Source organism: Haliscomenobacter sp., from assembly GCF_033763495.1.
GTDB lineage: Bacteria > Bacteroidota > Bacteroidia > Chitinophagales > Saprospiraceae > Haliscomenobacter.
This window is the reverse complement of sequence record NZ_JANRKL010000166.1, coordinates 20,656-40,322: the sequence shown is the minus strand read 5'-3', so window position 1 is coordinate 40,322 and position 19,667 is coordinate 20,656. Positions and strand designations below refer to the sequence as shown.

Here is a 19,667-nt window from a genome sequence, read left to right as displayed (position 1 = left end):
TTCATTTTTTACCGGCTCTCTGTACAATCCTTTTCCGTTCTTCCTGATAAGGTGCCGCTGCCTGCTCCACTTTTTCAATAACTTCTGGTCGGGCAGTGCTGGGATGCCCGCTATCAAAAGGCGGTTGAGGATTGTACTCCATCATCAGTTGAATGGACTCGGCAGTGGTTTGATCAAACATAGCAGCTGCGATGGTCAGTCCAAAATCAATGCCTGCCGTAACGCCGCCGCCCGTAATGCGATTGCGGTCTTGTACAACCCGTTCGGTACGGACCTCCACATCAAACTGCCGCAACAAATCCAACGAAAGCCAGTGGGTAGTAGCTTGATACCCGTCCAACAAACCTGCCGCTGCCAAAATCAATGCGCCTGTACAAACCGAAGTAACGTAACGCGCATCTTGACTTTGCTGGCGCAAAAACTGGAGCAACACTTCGTCCTGCAAACAGTCGTTGATGCCTGGTCCACCGGGTACACAGAGCACATCCAACTGGGGGGCTGTATCAAAAGTACCGTTGGGTAGTATGGCCAGGCCCTTTTCGGTAACGATGGGGTCCAAGGTTTTTGCCAGTAACAAAACCTGCGTATCGGGCAAACGGGCAAATACCTCGTATGGACCGGTAAGGTCGAGTTGGGTGAGGCGGGGGAAAAGAATAAAACCGATGGTGGTCATAAGTGAGTTGAGAGGTTGAGAAGTTGAGGGGATTAACCCTGATTCAAAAATTCATTCACCATCCCTTTTAGTACCTCTGGCTGATCAGCATGGACCCAGTGACCCGCATTAGGAACGGTTTGTATGGTGCTGCGGGGAAAAAGTTCCTGGATGCGCAGAATATCTTCGTTGCGCACATACCTGGATTGTTCTCCTCGTATAAATAAGGCAGGGCCTTCAAATGGTTCAGTCTCGCTGGGTGGCTCCAAAATTTGGGCGTAATCGCGGTAAATAACCGGCAGGTTCATTTTCCACTCAAACCCACCTTCTTTCAGCCGCGACAGGTTTTTGAGCAAAAACTGCCTCACGCCCCATTCCGGAATGTATTGTTCGAGAATGGCTTCTGCGGCTTGACGGCTTTCGAGGGTGTTGAGGTCAACAGCAAAAAGCGCTGCAAAAATTTCGTCGTGCCCAGGTACGTATGTGCGGGGTGCAATGTCAACCACGATGAGTTTATCCACCATGTCAGGGTAGCTCAACGCAAACTCCATTGCCACTTTACCACCCATGGAATGCCCCAGAATGTGAGCCTTATGGATCCAATTTTGTTCCATAAAATCGTGCAAATCCTGCGCCATCGCCGGATAACTCAAACCATCCACGTGCGGCGAACGACCGTGATTGCGCAAATCCACCAGGTATACCAGGTAATGCTCGGACCAGGATTTAGCCAGGGTTTGCCAGTTGTCCAGGGTGCCAAATAGGCCATGCAATACAATGAGGGGTTCGCCCTGGCCGAGTGATTTATGGTTTAACTCCATATTGTGAAAGGTTGAGAAGTTGAGGGGGTGACGCGAAAGTAGCCTCAACTCCTCAACTTTGCCACAAAGTTATCATTTCAAACTGATCCGCAAGACCCCAATGATCACCAAAATGGTGCCCAAAAACTGCCAGATGCCAAAGGTTTCGCCCAGCAAGAAATAGCCCATCACAATTGTAGCTACCGGGCCAATGCTCCCGATAATGGCTACATTGCTGGACCCAATGATGCGAATGGCTTCACTCATCAAAAAAGTTGGCAACACGGTAGAAAGGATTGCCATGATAAGTGCGAGAACATACACTGGTGCTGGAAAATGAAACAAAGCCCACTGGAAAATGATCCCATGCTGCACAATCACGCCTACACTGGCCGCCAACATGGCTAGACAGGTGTAGCGCAAAGAACCCACTTTGGCGATGTATTGACCACTTCCGACCAGGTAAATGGCATAGGTTAGGCCGCTGAAAAAAATCAGGATACTGCCCAACAACACATTGCGGCCTTCCCCCAACTGCCCCCCATCCAAAAAGGCTAAACTCACCCCACCGTACGTCAAGGCCAAGGCAATCCACTGGATTCGAGTGACAGGTTTTTTCAAAAAAATAGCGTTGATGGCCAACACCATGGTGGGGTATAAAAACAGAATCAAACGCTCCAAACCCGCCGTGATGTAAAACAAACCCATGAAATCGAGCATACTCGCCAGGTAATACCCACAGAGGCCAAACAGGAAAATGGCAATCCAGTCGCGGGCGCTTAGTATTACGTGGCGGTTTTCTTTCAAGGCCTTTTGTTTGGCCCAAATGGCAATACCCAGGAAAAAAGGCAGCGAAAAAACCATCCGCAGGGTGAGTAGGGAAATGCTGTCAATTTCGTAGCGATAGGCCAATTTGACCAAAACGGCTTTGGCCGAAAAACAAAGCGCGGCAATCAATACCAAAACAGAAGCGATGATGCGCCGACGTTGGGAAAAATTGTTGCTTAATGCGGGTGCTGTGGACATTTGGGTGCTGGTTTGAAGGTTCCAGGGATAGTTATCTGGCATAAAAAACAGCCTTTTTTGCGAACTGGTTGCGTGCAAAAAAGGCTCATTTTCCAACCTTGAAAAACCTGGGGATTTTTCTTTAAAGGCTTATTTGGCCAAAATAATTCCCTCAACACCGTACTTTGATGCCGGATTTACTGCCGGATTATTTTGTAAAGCGACCACTTTGCCGCCTGGCGGATTTGCAATAAATAAACACCGGGACTAAACCGGGAGGTATCCAGCGCGACGGGGCTGCCCGTAATTTCCTGAATCCTGCGCCCAAAAGCATCGTAAATGTGTACCGTGTAAGGCTCTGCTTGCCGGGTGTTTTGAATGTATACCATGTCTTTACTGGGCGTTGGAAAAACCTTGAATTGGGGATCGGCCACCAAAACGTTCGGAATACCAGTAACCAAAGTTGAAAAATCGGCGGTAAAAAAATCGAAAGAACTGCTTGCTGGTAAAGGTAAGGTTTCCAGATTGCCCGTGCCCCGATACACTCCTGCCAATTGCAACTGACTCCCCACACTGTAAGCCAGGCCTCCGCTGTACAGGCCTCCACTGGCATCCAGTACTTCCACAGCAGTGGGCCGCCCCAGGGTGTCCAGTATCGCCAAAAACGAACTAAAGCCATCGCTGGGGTTGATGTCTTTTCCTCCGTAATTGAAACGTCCCAGTGTATAGCCGCTGAGGTAAATTTGCTTGTTTTGCCACAACATTCGCGAGCATTCCTGTACTTGTTCTCCTGTGAAAGTCCGCGCCCATTGGAGTGTGCCCGAGGAAGAAAAAGCCCCGAGGAACAAATCGGAATTGCCATCCTTACTCTGGATACTCAGGCCATTGTCAAAGCGGATTACCCCGACGATGTTCCCACAGAAATAAATACCCCCTTTGTCATCTGTGACAATGTCAATAGGGGTGGCTTCATATACGCCTCCACCTTTGCGCGCCCACAATACCTGGCCATCAGGGCCCCAGGCAGTTATGAATAAATCCTGGTCGCTGGTATTGGCCGCAAAAATATCATTGCCAAATTGTACACTTTTGTCAAAACTGCCTATGCCCGCCACTGCTCGCCCTGGTAATTCTGCAATACCCGCTAGGCGAGTGCTGCCCATTACCCCATGGTGTTGCAGCCATTGCATACGTCCGTCTGACTCCAAACGCATCAAAAAAAGGTCACTTTGCCCCGCTGCTGTCCATTTTTTGCCCTCTACAAAAAGGGTATCGCTAAAGGAACCACTCAGCCATATGTTGCCATTGTTGTTGAGCAATACATCGCTGATGATTTTCAGGCCCGAACCATCAATTACTTTGGCCCAGGACAATTGGCCTGAAGGCAGGTAAGACAACACAAAAATGGCCTTACCTGCATCCAGGGCTGTCAAGGTGGTATCGGGCAAAACCAGTTCTTGCCAAAATACCCCGGCACACAACAAACCTCCATTGTTCAGGGGGCGCACCGCCACAATTTCCTCATCCAGCGGGCCGCCACCATGGCTAAAATAACGGTATTGGGCGTTACCTTTAGGACGTTGTAGGATGACAAAATCGCTACCGCCCTGGCTATTCAGGGTGCGACCATCCAATTCCATTTTCCCCTGGAAAGTGAACCCCGTAGCGCAGTGCCCATCGTTGTTGCAATACAAATCTCCAGGGTTTTCGTTGCCAGAGCCACCGAATGTCTGGAGATTTTGCCATTTTTGGGCGCAAATCCAATTCGGGAGAAAAATGGCCAGGCAAATGATCAGCCCGATTTTTGCGATTATGGAATAGGTGGTCATACGAATCATATTGGCTTGTCGTTAACTTGTTCTAAAACAGAAACACTGCACCATGCATAAGTTCATCGAATATCGGTATTTTGCCCTAATCTTGTTGGTTTTTATGTCATTTGTCGGCTGTAAGAAAAAAGTCGAAGACCAGGGCCAGGGCCAAAAAACGGGCAATGCCAAGCTGGATCAGCTGAATGCCCAAATTGAGAAGAGTCCAAAAAATGCTGATTTGTATTATGCTCGGGCCGAGCAGTACTTTGAACTGGAAGGTTTTGATGAAGCCATTGCCGACCTCAACAAAGCCATCAGCATCGACTCCAGTAAAGTGGACTACTACCACCTCCTGGCCGATGCCTACATGGATTATTTTAAAAGTTTTAAAGCACTGAAAACCCTGGAAACTGCCGTAATGCGTTTTCCTCGACGCATTCCCACCCTGCTCAAATTGTCGGAATTTCAGATGATCCTGCAAATGCACAAGGAATCGATGAAAAGCATCGATCAGGTTTTACAAATTGACCCTCAAAATGCGGAAGCCTTCTTCATGTTTGGGATGAACTTCAAAGAAATGGGGGATACGGCCCGGGCCATCAATAGTTTTCAAACGGCAGTGGAAAACGACCCCGAACTGGTGGATGCCTGGATCAACCTGGGGCAATTGCATGCTACACTGGGCAATGCTATCGCCGGGCGTTATTTTGAAACGGCTACGCGCATTGATCCCAAAAACATCGAAGCCCTACACGCTCGTGGCTATTACCAGCAAAGCATTGGCGACTTGAAAGGCTCGTTGGCAACCTTCCGAAAAATCAACCGCATTGACCCAAAATACGCCGAAGGCTACTTTAATGCCGGGCTCTTGTTGATGGACATGGACTCCATTCCTGCCGCTTATGAAAAATTTGATGCGGCTATTAAAGCTTCGCCAGTACACATCCAGGCTTTTTTTTACCGGGGCGTAGCGGCGGAAATTTTGGGCAAAAAGCAACAAGCAAAGGCGGATTATGAGCAGGCGCTGAAATTGGCTCCTGATTATACAAAGGCGAAGGAGGGATTGGAGCGGGTGAGGTAGGGTTTAGAATACAATAAACACCAACACAATCAGCACCCAAATCAACCAAAACAAATACACCACCAAATTCCTTTTTTGCCGCAAACGTTCACAGTAGGCATCACTTTCTTCTTTCCAGGAGGGAACGGGTAGGAAATTTTCGCCGCCAGTTCGCCACACCGAACCCATGGTGTCCTGCCAAAAATCGTGGTATTTGCCGCCGACGCGCCGCTTTTCCATACGGACAGACAGGTGCCCCATGAAGACCATCAGGCCCAGAATAAACAAGATGATTAAGATTCGTATCACAATGAGCATAGGAAGAAATTGTCGTTTGTAGCCCGAACTAAAAAACTTAAACAAGTACCCAGGTAACTTCCGACAAATCTACATTTTTTTTAAGGCTTCACACTGTTGGCTAGTGGTTTTTTACTGGTTTTCCGACCAACTCATCCAAACCTCCGGCCAATTCCAACCCGGCATTTTTTCCCTGGCCCTGGTAACGCAATTCCCCCTTTTCATAAAAAGCAACATCCAGCTTGGCCTGCATACTTTCGTTCACCTTACCCGTCATTTGGCCACTGATGGGAGAAATCAAATTGGCTCCTGGAGCAGGGTGTGCGGTGATTTCAAGGCGGTTTTTGCGGTCAAAAAAAGCCAGTTTCACTTGGTTCTCCGTCAGTTCTACCTGCATTTTGGCTCCAGTGTAAGTAGCAAAGCGGTACAATTTTCCTTCCCACAAAAAACCAACGATGTAGCCGATAAAATGACTGCCCAACCAGGGGATATGTGCTACCGAAGCCATCAGGGACATGGGCTTGGCGCTGTCAAAATGATTGCTTTGCATCCAAATCCAGGCTTTGGGAAAAGATACGCCCCAGTCTTTTTCAATATATCCGATTCCATTACTGAAATCGACAGGCTGATCGAATACTTCCAATTGCCCTTGCAAGCGATGGTGCACACTCACTACCCCGTGGTAACACTCCATAAAAGGTACAAAACTGAACCACCCCATGATGCCCGGAGCGCCCAGCATTTTGGGCCAGGGATGCAGGTTTTGCAAGTGGAGAGTACCTTTTAATTGGGGCAGGTTGAGGGTGATTTTTTCGGCAGAAAAAAATTATTGCCCAATTGAACTGCAAAGCCATCCGTACTGGGCTGGAAGGCTTCAATGGGGAATTGGTGGTAATAGGCCTTGCATTGGATGCCATCCAAAACCTGGATAAAGGCATGCGCCTGCCCGTTTTGCGCATAACTCACGCCAGGAATTACCGCAAAAACAGCACGACTACTAGGATCAACCAATTTAAAATACCAGCCTTCAAAATAGTTGTGTTTGCGTCCCCAGCCGTGGTACATTTCGGGTTGCCAAAGGGCACGCCAACGTAAGAGTTGATCCTGCATATTGGTTTACATTTTTTTAAAAATAGAAGATTGAAGTTTCCTTCAGAGCACGTACGAAACAATGATTTAACCTTTAATTTACAATAAATTAAATTTAGTATGCCTTTAGTTAAGTGTACATAAATTAATTTTGCCCTGATCGGATTACCCTAATCAAAAAACGTACACTCAATGAAACTAGGTTTACGACTATTGCCTCTCCTGGCAATGTTGTGTTTATGCTCAAACATTTACGCACAACAAACCACTTCTTCTATCCAAGGTACTGCAACTTCTGAATCTGGCGAAGCCCTCGTTGGTGCCAGTGTAGTTGCTACACACGTTGAATCAGGCACCGTTTATGGTGTTGATACCCGTGAAGACGGTGGTTTTACCATTCCCAACATGCGGGTTGGTGGCCCTTACACCATCAAAGTTACGTATGTTGGCTACAAAGACTTCCAACTTGATGGAGTTTTTCTGCAACTGGGTAGCAAATTTACTGTTAACGCCAAATTGGCCGAAAATTCAGCCCTACTGAATGAAGTAGAAATTACCTCCAACCGCTCTGATATTTTTGGCAAAGGCCGGACAGGTTCAGAAACCAACGTTGGTTCGGACGCATTGACCAAACTGCCTACCATTACGCGTTCCGCACAAGATTTCTACCGGGCTACACCAGCTTCGGATGGGGTTTCATTTGCGGGCCGGAACGACCAGTTCAACAACTTCACCATTGATGGGGCTATTTTCAACAACCCCTTCGGTTTGGATGCAGCTACACCGGGTGGTCAGGCGGATGCCCAACCCATTTCACTGGATGCCATCGAACAAATCACCGTTTCATTGGCACCTTATGATGTTACCCAAGCTGGTTTTACTGGGGCTTCGGTGAATGCGGTAACCAAATCTGGTACCAATACACTTAAAGGTTCCGTATTTGGGTTTTTCCGCAACCAGGACTTGACCGGAGGAAAAGTAAGTGGGGAAAAAATTGTTGTCCCCGACCTTTCCCAAACCCAGTATGGATTTGCCTTGGGTGGTCCGATCATCAAGAACAAACTTTTCTTTTTTGCCAACGCCGAAATTGACGATCGTAGCGACCTGGGCTCCACGGCTATCGCTGCTGCTGCCGGGCGAACGGGTTCTAACGTATCGCGGGTAGCCAAGTCGGATTTGGACGCGGTTTCCGAAGCTTTGAACCGGAAATACCAATACAAAACCGGCCCATACGAAGACTATTTGCACAATACGAATAGTACCAAGGCCATTTTGAAGCTGGATTACCAAATCAGCAAAAACCATACCCTGACGGCAACCTACAACTTCCTGGATGCCTTCAAACAAAAACCTGCTCACCCTTCTGCGATTGGTCGCCGTGGTCCTGACTTAACTACCCTGCAATTTTTTAATTCCGGCTACCAGATCAACAACAAGATCAATTCCGGCATCATTGAATTGCGTTCCTTGTTTGGCAACTCTGCTGCCAACAAGTTGCAAGTGGGTTACACTGCCTTCCGCGATGCCCGCGATCCTTTTTCAGAGCCTTTCCCGGTCATCAACATCGCCAAGGACGGGATTCGTTACATCGTAGCGGGTCACGAGCCCTTCTCAGTTTTTAACCGCCTGAACCAGGATGTGTTCCAGTTTACCGATAACTTCAACATCTACAAAGGCAAACACAACTACACGATTGGTACCAGTCTGGAAGTGTTTAGTTTTGACAACTCCTTTAACCTGAATGCTTACGGTGGTACTTTTGGCCCCGATTACGTGAGCACAACGGCCTTTTTGGACAGCGTAAACACGGGTGCTTTTGACAATGAAGTAGCAGCAGCCCGCGCTTTTGCCAATGCCAATGGTGGAGAAAATGGAACTCCAGGCAAAGGTTGGGCACTGGCGGAAACCAATGTAGGCCAATTTGCCTTTTACCTGCAAGATGAATGGACGGTGAATAAAAAATTCACGCTGACTTACGGCATCCGTATGGACATGCCTTTGTACTTCAATACGCCTGAAAAAATTGAAGAAAACATTGCCCGCAACTGTTGCTATGACGCGAGTATCACCTGGTACAACGAGCAGGGAGACCCTCAAAAATTTGACCATACCAAATTGCCCAAGCAAGTGCCGCTGTTCTCACCTCGGATTGGCTTCAATTACGACCTGAGTAGCGATGGCAAAAGTGCTCAATTGCGCGGGGGAACGGGCTTTTTCACGGGCCGCTTGCCCTTCGTTTGGATTGGCAACCAGGTGGCCAATCCCAACTTCTTCTTCTACAACTACACCGATCCTAACTTCAAGTTCCCACAAGTATGGCGTTCCAACCTCGGCTACGACCGCAAGATGGGCAACTGGGTATTCACTCTTGATGTGCTGTATACCAAAGACCTGCAAGCGGCCATGGTACGCAACTATGGCTTGAAACTGCCAACTGGCAAACTGCAAGGCCCGGACAGTCGCCCGATTTACACCAATGCCGACCGCACTCTGGTATTTGGCGGCCCCACCAACGCTTACGTGTTCTCCAACACCAACGTGGGTTACTCCTTCAATACCAGTGTACAATTGCGCCGCAATTTCAAAAATGGCCAGGTGATGTTGGGTTACAACTTCCTGGATGCCAAAGATGCCTCTTCGGTAGAAGCTGAAATTTCCAGCGATGCTTTTGACCGCAACCCGGCCATCAATCACGTGAACAACGCGCTCTTGGCACCTTCCTTGTTTGGTACCAAGCACCGCATCATTGGTTCTGCGTTCAAAACCTTTGAATACGGTGGCCGTTGGGCAACTACCATTTCGACTTTCTTCCAGTATGCCCAAGGTGGTACCACTCAAAACGACAACGTAGCCGACTTCCGCTTCAGCTACACTTACTCTGGCGACATCAACAACGATGGTTCGGGCCTCAACGACCTGATCTTTATCCCAACCGATGCTCAACTGAGTCAGATGAACTTCCAAACTGCGGCTCAGCGTGATGCCTTTGGCAACTTTATTCGCCAGGACAAGTACCTGAGTGCCAATCGGGGCAAGTATGTTGAAAAATACGGCATCCTGGCTCCCTGGTATTCACAGTGGGATATTCGGATAGCTCAAGATATGCAAATGGGCGATGGTGGCCGTGGCATTCAGCTCAGCCTCGATATCCTAAACTTTGGCAATATGCTGAACTCCAATTGGGGCGTACGCCAATTGCCAGTAAATACCCAGCCATTGGGCGTAAGTGTAGCCAACGGAGTGCCAACCTACTCTTTTGACACTTCGCTCAAAAATACTTTTGCTGATGACTTTAGCTTGTTGTCGAGATGGCAGGCGAGAGTGGGTTTGCGGTATACGTTCTAAATCGTAAATTCAGAATATTTTAGGTAGGAATAAAGCGCTATCCACTGAGCTGTGGGTAGCGCTTTATTTTTCCCCAAATTCTCCCTAAATTCGCCCTTCTATGGCCGTAAACGATACCTATACCATTCACCTGCCTCAGTTCGAAGGCCCCTTCGATCTCTTGTTGTTCTTCATCGAGCGTGATGAATTGGACATCAATGACATTCCTATTGCCACCATCACTGACGATTTTTTGGATTACCTGCACCACCTGGAGCAGATGAACATCGACATGGCCAGCGAATTCATCCTCGTGGCTGCCACCCTCTGCCGCATCAAGGCAAAGATGTTGCTGCCCCGCAAACAACTGGACGAAGCAGGCAATGAAATTGACCCCCGCGACGAACTCGTACAACGCCTCTTGGAGTACAAACGGTACAAAAGTGTACTCGACGAAATGCGCGAAATGGAAGAGCACCGCGCCATGCAGGAAGTACGCGGCAACATTACTCAGGAACTTCAGCAGATTGCCACTAAAGCCTTGGTTGACACGGAGCTGGAATCACTCACCCTCTTCCGCCTCTTGCGTGCTTTTGAAAGTGTGATGACGCGTTTTGAAACACCCCAACCTAAGGCAGTACACCAGATTGCCCGTTTCAACCACACCATCGAAGGTCAACAGGAGTACATTTACAGCCGCATCAGCAATGGTCGCCGAGCTGATTTTGTAGCTATTTTTGGCGAGTGCAAAGACCGAATTCACGCCATCATTACCTTCCTGGCCCTGCTCGACCTGGTCAATTTACACAAAGTAAAAGTGTTGCAAGGTGAAGGCATGAATAATTTTTGGTTGGAGGAGGCCCCCAATGAAGAAATGGACTCAGAGTGGGAAGAGGAGCAAGAACTAGAGCAGGAAGAAGAATAAACCCTGATGGTACAATCATTGCGTAATGTAGACATAAGCCCGATCCACCACACCCGCCAAGGGAGGATTCATTTTACTCAACTTCACTTCTATCTTAGTGGCAAAAGGAAACTGCATTTTTAGCCGATTGTAAATGCGCTGCGCCAGGGTTTCAATCAGGCGGGTGGTTTTTTTCATTTCAATTTTGCAAATTTCGTAGATCATTTCATAATTAACCGTACCCGTGAGGTCGTCGGCAATCGTCACCTCGCGCATACTTTTGTCTCCAATTTGCACGTATACATCTACAATAAAATACGTGTTGGTAGCCTGTTCTTCTTCGTAATAGCCGTGATTGGCAAAAAACTGCATACCCTCCAGCGCAATCGTCGTCATAAAAGCGGTTTTAACGGCGCGAAAATACTAAAACTGAGCAGGATAAATCCGTATTTTTGTCTTTTGAATTAATTATTGCAATCCTAACCACAAAAAACTAACAGTATGTCCTTAGAAAATGGGGCGAGCACATCGCCAATTCAGAAGCGAGCACGTGAGGATCGCTTTCAGGGGCACGATTACTACAACATTGACGAACTGCTCAGCGAAGACCACCTCTTAGCCCGCGATGCCGTACGTACCTGGGTCAAACAAGAAGTAACTCCCATCATTGAAGAATATGCAGACCGGGCAAAGTGCCCTACTCATTTGTTCAAAGGACTGGCCGAAATTGGTGCTTTTGGGCCCAGCTTACCCGAAGAATACGGCGGTGGCGGTATGGATGAGATTGCCTATGGCATCATCATGCAGGAACTGGAACGGGGCGATTCCGGAATTCGCTCCATGGCCTCGGTACAAGGCTCCCTGGTGATGTACCCGATCTACCGCTTTGGCTCGGAGGAGCAACGCCACAAATACCTGCCCAAATTGGGCAATGGTGACTTCATCGGCTGTTTTGGTCTCACCGAACCCGACCATGGCTCCAATCCCAACGGGATGGTGACCAACATCAAAGACGATGGAGACTCCTACATCCTCAACGGCGCCAAAATGTGGATCACCAACTCCCCACTGGCTGATGTAGCCGTGGTGTGGGCCAAAGACGAAGGTGGTGTGGTACGTGGCGTAATTGTCGAACGCGACATGAAGGGTTTTTCTGCCCCCGAAATCCACGGCAAATGGTCCCTACGTGCTTCCATCACTGGTGAATTGGTTTTTGAAGATGTACGCGTGCCCAAAAGCAATGTACTGCCAAATGTACAAGGGATGAAAGGGCCATTGTCTTGTTTGTCCAAAGCCCGTTATGGCATTGCCTGGGGAGTAATTGGAGCTGCACTGGATTGTTACGATTCGGCACTGCGTTACTCCAAAGAACGCATGCAGTTTGGTCGGCCAATTGGGCAGTTCCAACTGACTCAGAAAAAATTGGCCGAAATGATCACCGAAATCACCAAGGCGCAACTGATGGCCTGGCGCCTGGGTACTTTGGCCAACCAGGGCAAAGCTACTCCCGCTCAAATTTCGATGGCCAAACGCAACAACGTACACATGGCCCTGGAAGTAGCCCGCGAAGCCCGGCAAATCCACGGCGGGATGGGCATTACCAACGAATACCCGGTGATGCGCCACATGATGAACCTCGAAACGGTGCTCACCTACGAAGGCACGCACGATATCCACCTGCTGATTACGGGTAACGATGTTACTGGACTCAATGCTTTTCAATAAAAAGTAAAGGAGAAAAGGTAATAATTTGACCGGAAACGGTAGCTTTGTAGTAGTGAAAGGCTGGGCTATTAACCAAAGGAATGGTGAAAATTTTAGTTAAAATTGAAATTTTCACCCTCCACAAGGGCCTAAGCCTTTCTTTTTTTACCTAAATGTTATAATTTGGGTAGAACAAAAGACCATTTGATATCCTTTGAACGTTCCTTTTCCAATTAGGCAAACTATCCGAAAATACTGTTATATGAGGAGTGGACTATTCATTTTTGGAGCCCTGGTACTTTTTTTCGGAGGAACCAGCAACTTTGCACAAGCCCAGGAGCAAAAGATTCAACTCAAAAACCCCTCTTTTGAGGATACCCCCCGGCACAGCCAAACGCCAAGGGACTGGATCGATTGTGGCTTTCCCGGGGAGTCAGAACCAGATGTGCAACCCAGCGGCGAGTTTGGGGTGACCATGCTGCCACAGGATGGAGATACCTATCTGGGATTGGTTGTACGCGACAATTCCACCTGGGAAAGAGTCAGTCAACGCCTCAGCGGCCCCATGGAAGGGGGCAAATGTTACGAATTCAGTATTTATCTCGCCAAAAGCCCACAATACCTGAGCCAAAGCCGGGTGACGGAGGAAAAGGTCAATTATGTACGCAACGCCAAGTTGCGGATATATGGCGGTTTCTCCCCTTGCCACCGGCAACAGTTACTAGCCGAATCACCCCTCATCAGCAGTTACAACTGGCGGCAGTTCAATTTCAAGTTTGAACCTACCGACGATTTTACCTATATCACTTTTGAAGCATTTTATCAAACGCCCAATTTGTTTCCTTACAATGGCAACATCTTGCTGGACAACGCCTCTGCTTTGACAGTTGTACCTTGTAAGGAAAAAATCGTGGCAGTCACCAAGCCCCCGGTAAATCCTTCTCCTGGAAAAGATACTTCAAATGGGCCTAAAACCGCCGGAAGCACAAAAAGACCTCCAGTTGAAAATCCTAAGCCCAGAGATTCTGAGCCCTCAAACCCGATAAAAACCCCAGTCAATACAACGACTGTCAACACCACCCCTAAAGCTCCCAAAGTCATTGAAAATCCTAACCTGGATACCCTGAACAATTTCAGTAAAGGACAAACCATCAGGATACGGTCTATTGTTTTTACCGTGAATGACACCACCTTGAACCGCAGTTCTTATGTGGACTTGGACAAATTGAACAACTTCCTGAAGCAAAATGATAAGGTGGTGATTGAAATTGGTGGTCATACCAATGGTTTGTGTGATGATGCCTACTGCAATAGTTTATCTTTGCGTCGGGCCAGAGCAGTGGCCAATTACTTGATCAAAAATGGAATCACTTCCAATCGCTTGGAAGTAAAGGGGTACGGCAAAACCCAACCACTGTCGGCGGTTAAAAACGACCCCTTAAACCAAAGGGTGGAGATAAAAATCCTTGATTTGTAGCTGGTTCCGCTTTGAAATATCATCGTATGTACAAGTTGTTTTTTGTAGCTGCTGTGTTGTTTAGCACAGTCTATTCTGGTGTTTTTGCACAAGATACCCTGATTTATTTGCAGAATCCTTCTTTTGAGGATGTACCCCAGGCCAACCACTTGCCCAGAGGTTGGGTGAATTGTAATGCTGATGCTGCCCTGGCTCCTGATATTCAGCCCAGTGGTGATTTTGGGGTAACTACTCCTGCCCAACACGGCAAGACCTACATGGCCATGGTGGTGCGCGACAACGAAACCTGGGAAAAAATCAGTCAAAAACTGAGCAGACCAATGAAGGGGGGGAAATGTTACGAATTCAAAATTTTCCTGGCCCGTAGTGAAAAATACATTGGTCAAAGTGAAGCCAAAGGTGGCCAAGCCAATTATGGCACCCCGGCCAAACTCCGGATCTACGGTGGTTTTTCCGCTTGTGACCGCCAGTTCCTATTGGCTGAAACCAATCTGATTGTTCATTTCCGCTGGCTGGAATACAATTTCCGCTTTGAACCTACTGGCGATTATACCCACATTACCTTTGAGGCTTTTTACAAAACGCCAAATTTGTTTCCCTACAATGGCAATCTTCTGCTGGATAATGCCTCCCCCATCACGCCCATTACGGAAGATTGTGAGGAAAAACCAGAAGTAGCCAAAGTTGAACAACCCAAAAAGGATAGCGTTGTCAATCCTGTTGTCACCACCCCTCCTCCTGCACAAATTCAGCCACCTGTAGCTGAGGCCAAAGTTGTACTCAATCCAAACTTCAGCGCCCTAAAAACGGAAGACCTCAGCAAGGGGCAAACCTTCCGCATGTCGAGCATCAATTTTTCCGTCAACGATACCATCATCAACCGGGCTTCTTACCCACAACTGGACGATTTGGTGAAATTTTTAACCAACAACCCGGGCGTGCTCATTGAAATTGGTGGCCACACCAATGGTTTGTGCGACGATGATTTTTGCAACCGTTTGTCCCAACGCCGGGCTGCTGCTGTAGGGAATTATTTGATCAGCAAAGGTGTTAAGAAAGAGCGCCTGGTGATGAAGGGCTATGGAAAAACCCAGCCGGTTTCGGCAGTGAAAAATGATCCGAAAAATCAGCGCGTAGACGTAAAGATTTTGGAATTATAAAGAACACTTGTGACTCCGCGACAAAAATCCTTTCTAAATGTTTAGGGTATATGCAGGGCTTTGATTAGCCTTGCAGCAAAAAGACACACCCGGCATTGAATGGTAGACCTATCGGCACCCACTTGGCGCATTTACCGCAGCAAGCTGGCTGATCCAGCAGCGCTGGAAGCTTTTAAGACCAAGCTGATCCAGTGGTTGGCTCGTTTTGAACAATTCAGCTACCTCGATTCCAATGGACATAGTCAGGATGTTTTTCAAGCTTATGATTTGCTGGTTGGAGCGGGGTGTTTGGATGCCATCCAGGCTCGGGCAGGAGAGGGGGCATTTGAACAATTGGTTCAGTTCAAAAACCAATACCCTAAAGAATACCTTTTTGGCTACCTGGCTTATGACTTGAAGAACGAGCTGGAACAATTGGATTCCCGCTATCCCGACCCGCTGGAATGGCCCGATTTGTGCTTTTTTGTGCCCGAGCACCGCATCAGTGTACAGAATCAAGTGCTGACGATTGCCTCAGCGACCCAGGCACCTGAAGACCTTTACGAGCAGATTGTACAAACCAAAATCCACGCCCCTAAACCTGCCGAAAAAATTGAACTTCAGCCCCGCATCCAGCGTGAGGAGTACTTGCGAACAGTAACACAAATCCGTCAGGAAATTGGCCGGGGGAACATTTATGAAATGAACTTCTGCCAGGAGTTTTTCCATCCAGCTTGCGAATTAGATCCTTTTAACCTGTTTCAACGCCTGCGGCTCAAAACGCAGACACCCTTCGCCGCATTTTTCCGTTGGCAGGGGCATTTTGCACTGTGTGCCAGCCCCGAGCGCTTTTTGGCCAAACGCGGGCAAAAACTGATTTCCCAACCCATCAAAGGCACCATCCGCCGGGGTAAAACTGAGGAAGAGGATGCTGCACTCAAAACAGAATTATACCTCAGCCCCAAAAACCGCTCCGAAAATGTGATGATCGTAGACCTCGTGCGCAATGATCTGGCCCGTAGCTGTCAGCCAGGCACGGTGAATGTAGAAGAGCTTTTTGGCATTTACAGCTTCAGCACTGTCCACCAGATGATTTCAACGGTGACGGGGACTTTGTCCGCCGAAGTCTCGGATATTGAAGCCATCAAAAGAGCATTCCCCATGGGCTCCATGACCGGGGCGCCCAAGCTGCGCAGCATGCAATTGATCGAGCAATTGGAACGAAGCCGCCGAGGGCTGTATTCCGGGGCCATCGGTTATTTTGCACCCAATGGTGATTTTGATTTTAATGTTGTCATCCGCAGTTTGTTGTACCAACAAGAAAGTGGATACTTGTCCTTGCAGGTTGGGGGCGCAATCGTGTTTGATTCTGATCCTGAGGAGGAATATGCAGAATGTTTGTTGAAGGCAGAAAGGTTGCGGGAAGTGCTGCGGAAGTAGATTATTTCAACTCCAATTTCAAAAACCGCGCGGTATGACTCTGCTTATGCTTCGCAATTTGCTCGGGTGTACCTGTACAAATCACCTCACCACCACGTTGGCCGCCCTCCAGGCCCATATCGATGATGTAATCGGCTACTTTGATCACATCCATGTTGTGCTCGATGACCAGCACGGTATTGCCCCGTTCCACCAACTTGTTCAAGACCTCCAGGAGATGCCGAATGTCTTCAAAATGTAGCCCGGTGGTAGGTTCATCCAGGATATAGATGGTTCGGCCTGTGTCTCGTTTGGAGAGTTCCTCGGCCAGTTTTACCCGCTGGGCCTCGCCGCCAGAGAGGGTAGTGGCCTGTTGCCCCAGGGTGATGTAACCCAAACCCACTTCCTCCAAGGTTTTGAGTTTGCGGTAAATCTTGGGGATGTTTTGGAAAAATTCCACCCCCTCGCTCACGGGCATGTCCAGTACATCATTGATGGATTTGCCTTTGTAGAGTACTTCCAGAGTTTCGCGATTGTAGCGACGGCCCAGGCAATTTTCACAGTGCACGTATACATCGGGCAAAAAGTTCATCTCGATCACCCGCATGCCCGAACCTTCACACACCTCACAGCGGCCACCCTTTACATTGAAGGAAAAACGACCGGGCTTGTAGCCCCGGATTTTGGCCTCGGGCAATTCGGCAAAAATGTTGCGGATGTCCGTAAAGACCCCGGTATAGGTAGCCGGATTGGAACGAGGGGTACGTCCGATTGGCGATTGGTCAATTTCAATCACCTTGTCCAGGTGCTCCAGGCCCCGGATTTCGGTGTAAGGCATGGGTGGCTTGAGGCTATTGTAAAAATGCTGGCGCAAAATGGGGTACAAGGTCTCGTTGATGAGGGTGGACTTGCCACTCCCCGAAACCCCCGTTACGCAGCAAAAAGTGGCCAGCGGAATAGAAATTGAGACATTTTTGAGGTTGTTGCCTTTGGCTCCGATCAATTCCAGCACCTGTCCGTTGCCCTTGCGCCTTACTTTGGGTACTTCAATGTTTCGGCGGGCACTCAGGTACTCGGAGGTGATGGTGTGTTTTTCCAAAAAAGTATGTGGAATGCCTTCAGCTACCAATTCGCCGCCGTGTTTGCCCGCTCCGGGCCCAAGGTCGATGAGGTAGTCGGAGGCCATCATGATGTCTTTGTCGTGCTCCACCACCAGTACGGTATTGCCAATGTTGCTCAGTTGGCGCAACGCTTCGATGAGTTTTTGATTGTCGCGTTGGTGCAGGCCGATGCTGGGTTCATCCAGGATGTAGGTGATCCCGGTGAGTTGGGAACCAATTTGGGTAGCCAAACGAATGCGTTGCGACTCCCCGCCCGACAAGGTTCTTGAAGGCCGATGCAGCGTCAGGTATTCCAAACCCACGTGCATGAGAAAACCCAAACGCAGGCGAATCTCCTTGAGCACGTCTTTGGCAATGAGTTGCTGGCGGTCGTTGAGAAAAATGTGCAGATTGTCCATCCATTCCACCAATTCCGCAATGTCCATGTTCGACAATTCGCCAATGTGCCGATCGTGCACCCGGTAGTGCAGGGACTCCTGGCGCAAGCGAAATCCATGGCACTCTGGGCATTCAGTAATGGTCATAAATTCCTCGGCCCAAATGCGGATTTTTTCAGAAGTCGTTTCTTCGTACCAGCGCTCCAGCATTTTGACCAAACCTTCCTGAGCCATGTTGTAGATGGCGTCTTCCGCTCCATCGTATTTAATGGCCAATTTTTGTCCTCCTCCGCGTAGGATGATTTCCATGGCTTCGGCTGGAATGTCTTTGATCGGGGTTGTTAGCGAAAACTTGTATTCTTTGGCAATGACCTTGAGTTGTTTAAAGGCCATGTTTTCCCGCAATTCACCCAGAGGTGCAAAGCCACCATCAGTGATGCTTTTGTTTGGGTCGGGAATCACCTTGGCCATGTCCACCTGGTTGATGAAGCCCAGGCCATTACAAGTAGGGCAAGCTCCGTAAGGCGAGTTGAAAGAAAAAGTATTGGGCGAAGGCTCCTCGTAGGAAATGCCCGAATCAAAATCAAAGAGGTGTTTGCTGTAGGTGGTGATTTGCTGGTTGTCCATGTTCAGGATCATCACAACCCCATTGCCAATTTTAAGGGCAGAAGCCAGGGATTCAAACAAACGACCGGGGTTGTCTGGATTGACGGTAAGGCGGTCTACCACCACTTCAATGTCGTGCACCTTGTAACGGTCTACCTGCATATCGGGCACCACATCCAGGACTTCATTGTCGACCCGGATTTTGGTAAAACCTTGTTTGCGAACCTGCTCAAACAACTCGCGGTAATGCCCTTTGCGACCACGCACCATGGGAGCGAGTAAGGAGATTTTTTTGCCCTTCAAATCCAGCAGCAGCCTTTCCCGCATTTGCTCCTCACTGAAACGTTCCATTTTTTTGCCCGTGGCATAGGAATAGGCTTCACCCACCCGCGCATAAAGCAAGCGCATGAAGTCGTAGATCTCGGTAATGGTGCCTACGGTAGAACGAGGGTTGCGACCGGTGGTTTTTTGTTCAATCGAAATAACCGGGCTCAAACCATCGATGCGTTCCACATCCGGGCGCTCCATTTCCCCAATAAACTGACGGGCGTAAGCAGAAAAAGTCTCCATGTAACGCCGTTGGCCTTCGGCATAAATGGTGTCAAAAGCCAATGAAGACTTACCACTACCGCTTAGGCCGGTGATGACCACCAATTTGTTGCGCGGAATCCGCACGTTGATGTCCTTGAGGTTGTGCTCTCGGGCGCCAATTACTTCGATAAAATCCAGGCTATCGGTTCCGTTGGGTTGGCTTGACATGGTTTGATTGTTTGGGTGGGCAACCACGGAGGGTTACTCGTACGATCCTGTGAGGGCACCCGCGAGGGGCGCCCGTACAAGAGTGTAAAAATAAAACTTAAATCAATTTTTTTCAAAAAGAAA

16 protein-coding genes are annotated in these 19,667 nt (G+C 48.6%); 7 read left to right on the top strand and 9 right to left on the bottom strand.

Annotation, left to right across the window (positions count from 1 at the left end; all coding sequences use genetic code 11):
• Position 1: 1 nt before the first annotated feature.
• The 4 genes from SFV55_RS17710 to SFV55_RS17695 form a co-directional block, all read right to left on the bottom strand.
• Complete coding sequence (locus SFV55_RS17710; RefSeq protein WP_320030867.1) at positions 2 to 673, bottom strand: DJ-1/PfpI family protein; 672 nt, start codon at positions 671 to 673, stop codon at positions 2 to 4.
• 32 nt (positions 674 to 705) lie between these two features.
• A complete protein-coding gene (locus SFV55_RS17705; RefSeq protein WP_320030866.1) occupies positions 706 to 1,473 on the bottom strand; it encodes an alpha/beta fold hydrolase in 768 nt (255 codons plus the stop codon).
• Positions 1,474 to 1,545: 72 nt separating this feature from the next.
• On the bottom strand, positions 1,546 to 2,520 hold the full coding sequence (locus SFV55_RS17700) for a DMT family transporter (protein ID WP_320030865.1): 975 nt from the start codon (positions 2,518 to 2,520) through the stop codon (positions 1,546 to 1,548).
• A 134-nt stretch (positions 2,521 to 2,654) separates the two neighbouring features.
• Positions 2,655 to 4,286 (bottom strand): T9SS type A sorting domain-containing protein, encoded by a 1,632-nt coding sequence (locus SFV55_RS17695; protein ID WP_320030864.1) that lies wholly within the window; start codon positions 4,284 to 4,286, stop codon positions 2,655 to 2,657.
• A gap of 52 nt (positions 4,287 to 4,338) precedes the next feature.
• Between SFV55_RS17695 and SFV55_RS17690 the strand changes: the two genes are divergently transcribed.
• Positions 4,339 to 5,349 (top strand): tetratricopeptide repeat protein, encoded by a 1,011-nt coding sequence (locus tag SFV55_RS17690; protein ID WP_320030863.1) that lies wholly within the window; start codon positions 4,339 to 4,341, stop codon positions 5,347 to 5,349.
• Between the two features lie 3 nt (positions 5,350 to 5,352).
• Here SFV55_RS17690 and SFV55_RS17685 read toward each other — a convergent pair whose 3' ends face one another.
• From SFV55_RS17685 to SFV55_RS17675, 3 genes are all read right to left on the bottom strand, one after another.
• Positions 5,353 to 5,646, bottom strand: a complete 294-nt coding sequence (locus SFV55_RS17685) for a hypothetical protein (protein WP_320030862.1) — start codon at positions 5,644 to 5,646, stop codon at positions 5,353 to 5,355.
• Positions 5,647 to 5,746: 100 nt separating this feature from the next.
• Positions 5,747 to 6,394 carry a tocopherol cyclase family protein gene (locus tag SFV55_RS17680; RefSeq protein WP_320030861.1) on the bottom strand — a complete coding sequence of 216 codons (648 nt, stop codon included), beginning with the start codon at positions 6,392 to 6,394 and terminating at the stop codon, positions 5,747 to 5,749.
• A gap of 14 nt (positions 6,395 to 6,408) precedes the next feature.
• Complete coding sequence (locus SFV55_RS17675; protein ID WP_320030860.1) at positions 6,409 to 6,735, bottom strand: hypothetical protein; 327 nt, start codon at positions 6,733 to 6,735, stop codon at positions 6,409 to 6,411.
• 171 nt (positions 6,736 to 6,906) lie between these two features.
• Between SFV55_RS17675 and SFV55_RS17670 the strand changes: the two genes are divergently transcribed.
• Together SFV55_RS17670 and SFV55_RS17665 are read left to right on the top strand one after the other, a co-directional pair.
• Positions 6,907 to 10,059 (top strand): carboxypeptidase regulatory-like domain-containing protein, encoded by a 3,153-nt coding sequence (locus SFV55_RS17670; protein WP_320030859.1) that lies wholly within the window; start codon positions 6,907 to 6,909, stop codon positions 10,057 to 10,059.
• Positions 10,060 to 10,159: 100 nt separating this feature from the next.
• Positions 10,160 to 10,963: a segregation and condensation protein A gene (locus SFV55_RS17665; protein ID WP_320030858.1), complete on the top strand. Its 804-nt coding sequence runs from the start codon at positions 10,160 to 10,162 to the stop codon at positions 10,961 to 10,963.
• 15 nt (positions 10,964 to 10,978) lie between these two features.
• Here the strand turns inward: SFV55_RS17665 and folB are convergent, their stop codons facing one another.
• On the bottom strand, positions 10,979 to 11,338 hold the full coding sequence (gene folB, locus SFV55_RS17660; protein ID WP_320030857.1) for a dihydroneopterin aldolase: 360 nt from the start codon (positions 11,336 to 11,338) through the stop codon (positions 10,979 to 10,981).
• 105 nt (positions 11,339 to 11,443) lie between these two features.
• Between folB and SFV55_RS17655 the strand changes: the two genes are divergently transcribed.
• From SFV55_RS17655 to pabB, 4 genes are all read left to right on the top strand, one after another.
• The gene (locus SFV55_RS17655) at positions 11,444 to 12,667 is read left to right on the top strand and encodes an acyl-CoA dehydrogenase family protein (protein WP_320030856.1); all 1,224 of its coding nucleotides are present in this window, start codon (positions 11,444 to 11,446) and stop codon (positions 12,665 to 12,667) included.
• Positions 12,668 to 12,908: 241 nt separating this feature from the next.
• The gene (locus SFV55_RS17650) at positions 12,909 to 14,123 is read left to right on the top strand and encodes an OmpA family protein (RefSeq protein WP_320030855.1); all 1,215 of its coding nucleotides are present in this window, start codon (positions 12,909 to 12,911) and stop codon (positions 14,121 to 14,123) included.
• Positions 14,124 to 14,149: 26 nt separating this feature from the next.
• On the top strand, positions 14,150 to 15,283 hold the full coding sequence (locus SFV55_RS17645) for an OmpA family protein (protein WP_320030854.1): 1,134 nt from the start codon (positions 14,150 to 14,152) through the stop codon (positions 15,281 to 15,283).
• Positions 15,284 to 15,382: 99 nt separating this feature from the next.
• Complete coding sequence (gene pabB / locus SFV55_RS17640; protein ID WP_320030853.1) at positions 15,383 to 16,702, top strand: aminodeoxychorismate synthase component I; 1,320 nt, start codon at positions 15,383 to 15,385, stop codon at positions 16,700 to 16,702.
• Between the two features lies 1 nt (position 16,703).
• On the opposite strand, the gene uvrA is transcribed toward pabB, so the two are convergent.
• Positions 16,704 to 19,544 carry an excinuclease ABC subunit UvrA gene (uvrA, locus tag SFV55_RS17635; protein ID WP_320030852.1) on the bottom strand — a complete coding sequence of 947 codons (2,841 nt, stop codon included), beginning with the start codon at positions 19,542 to 19,544 and terminating at the stop codon, positions 16,704 to 16,706.
• Positions 19,545 to 19,667: the final 123 nt, after the last annotated feature.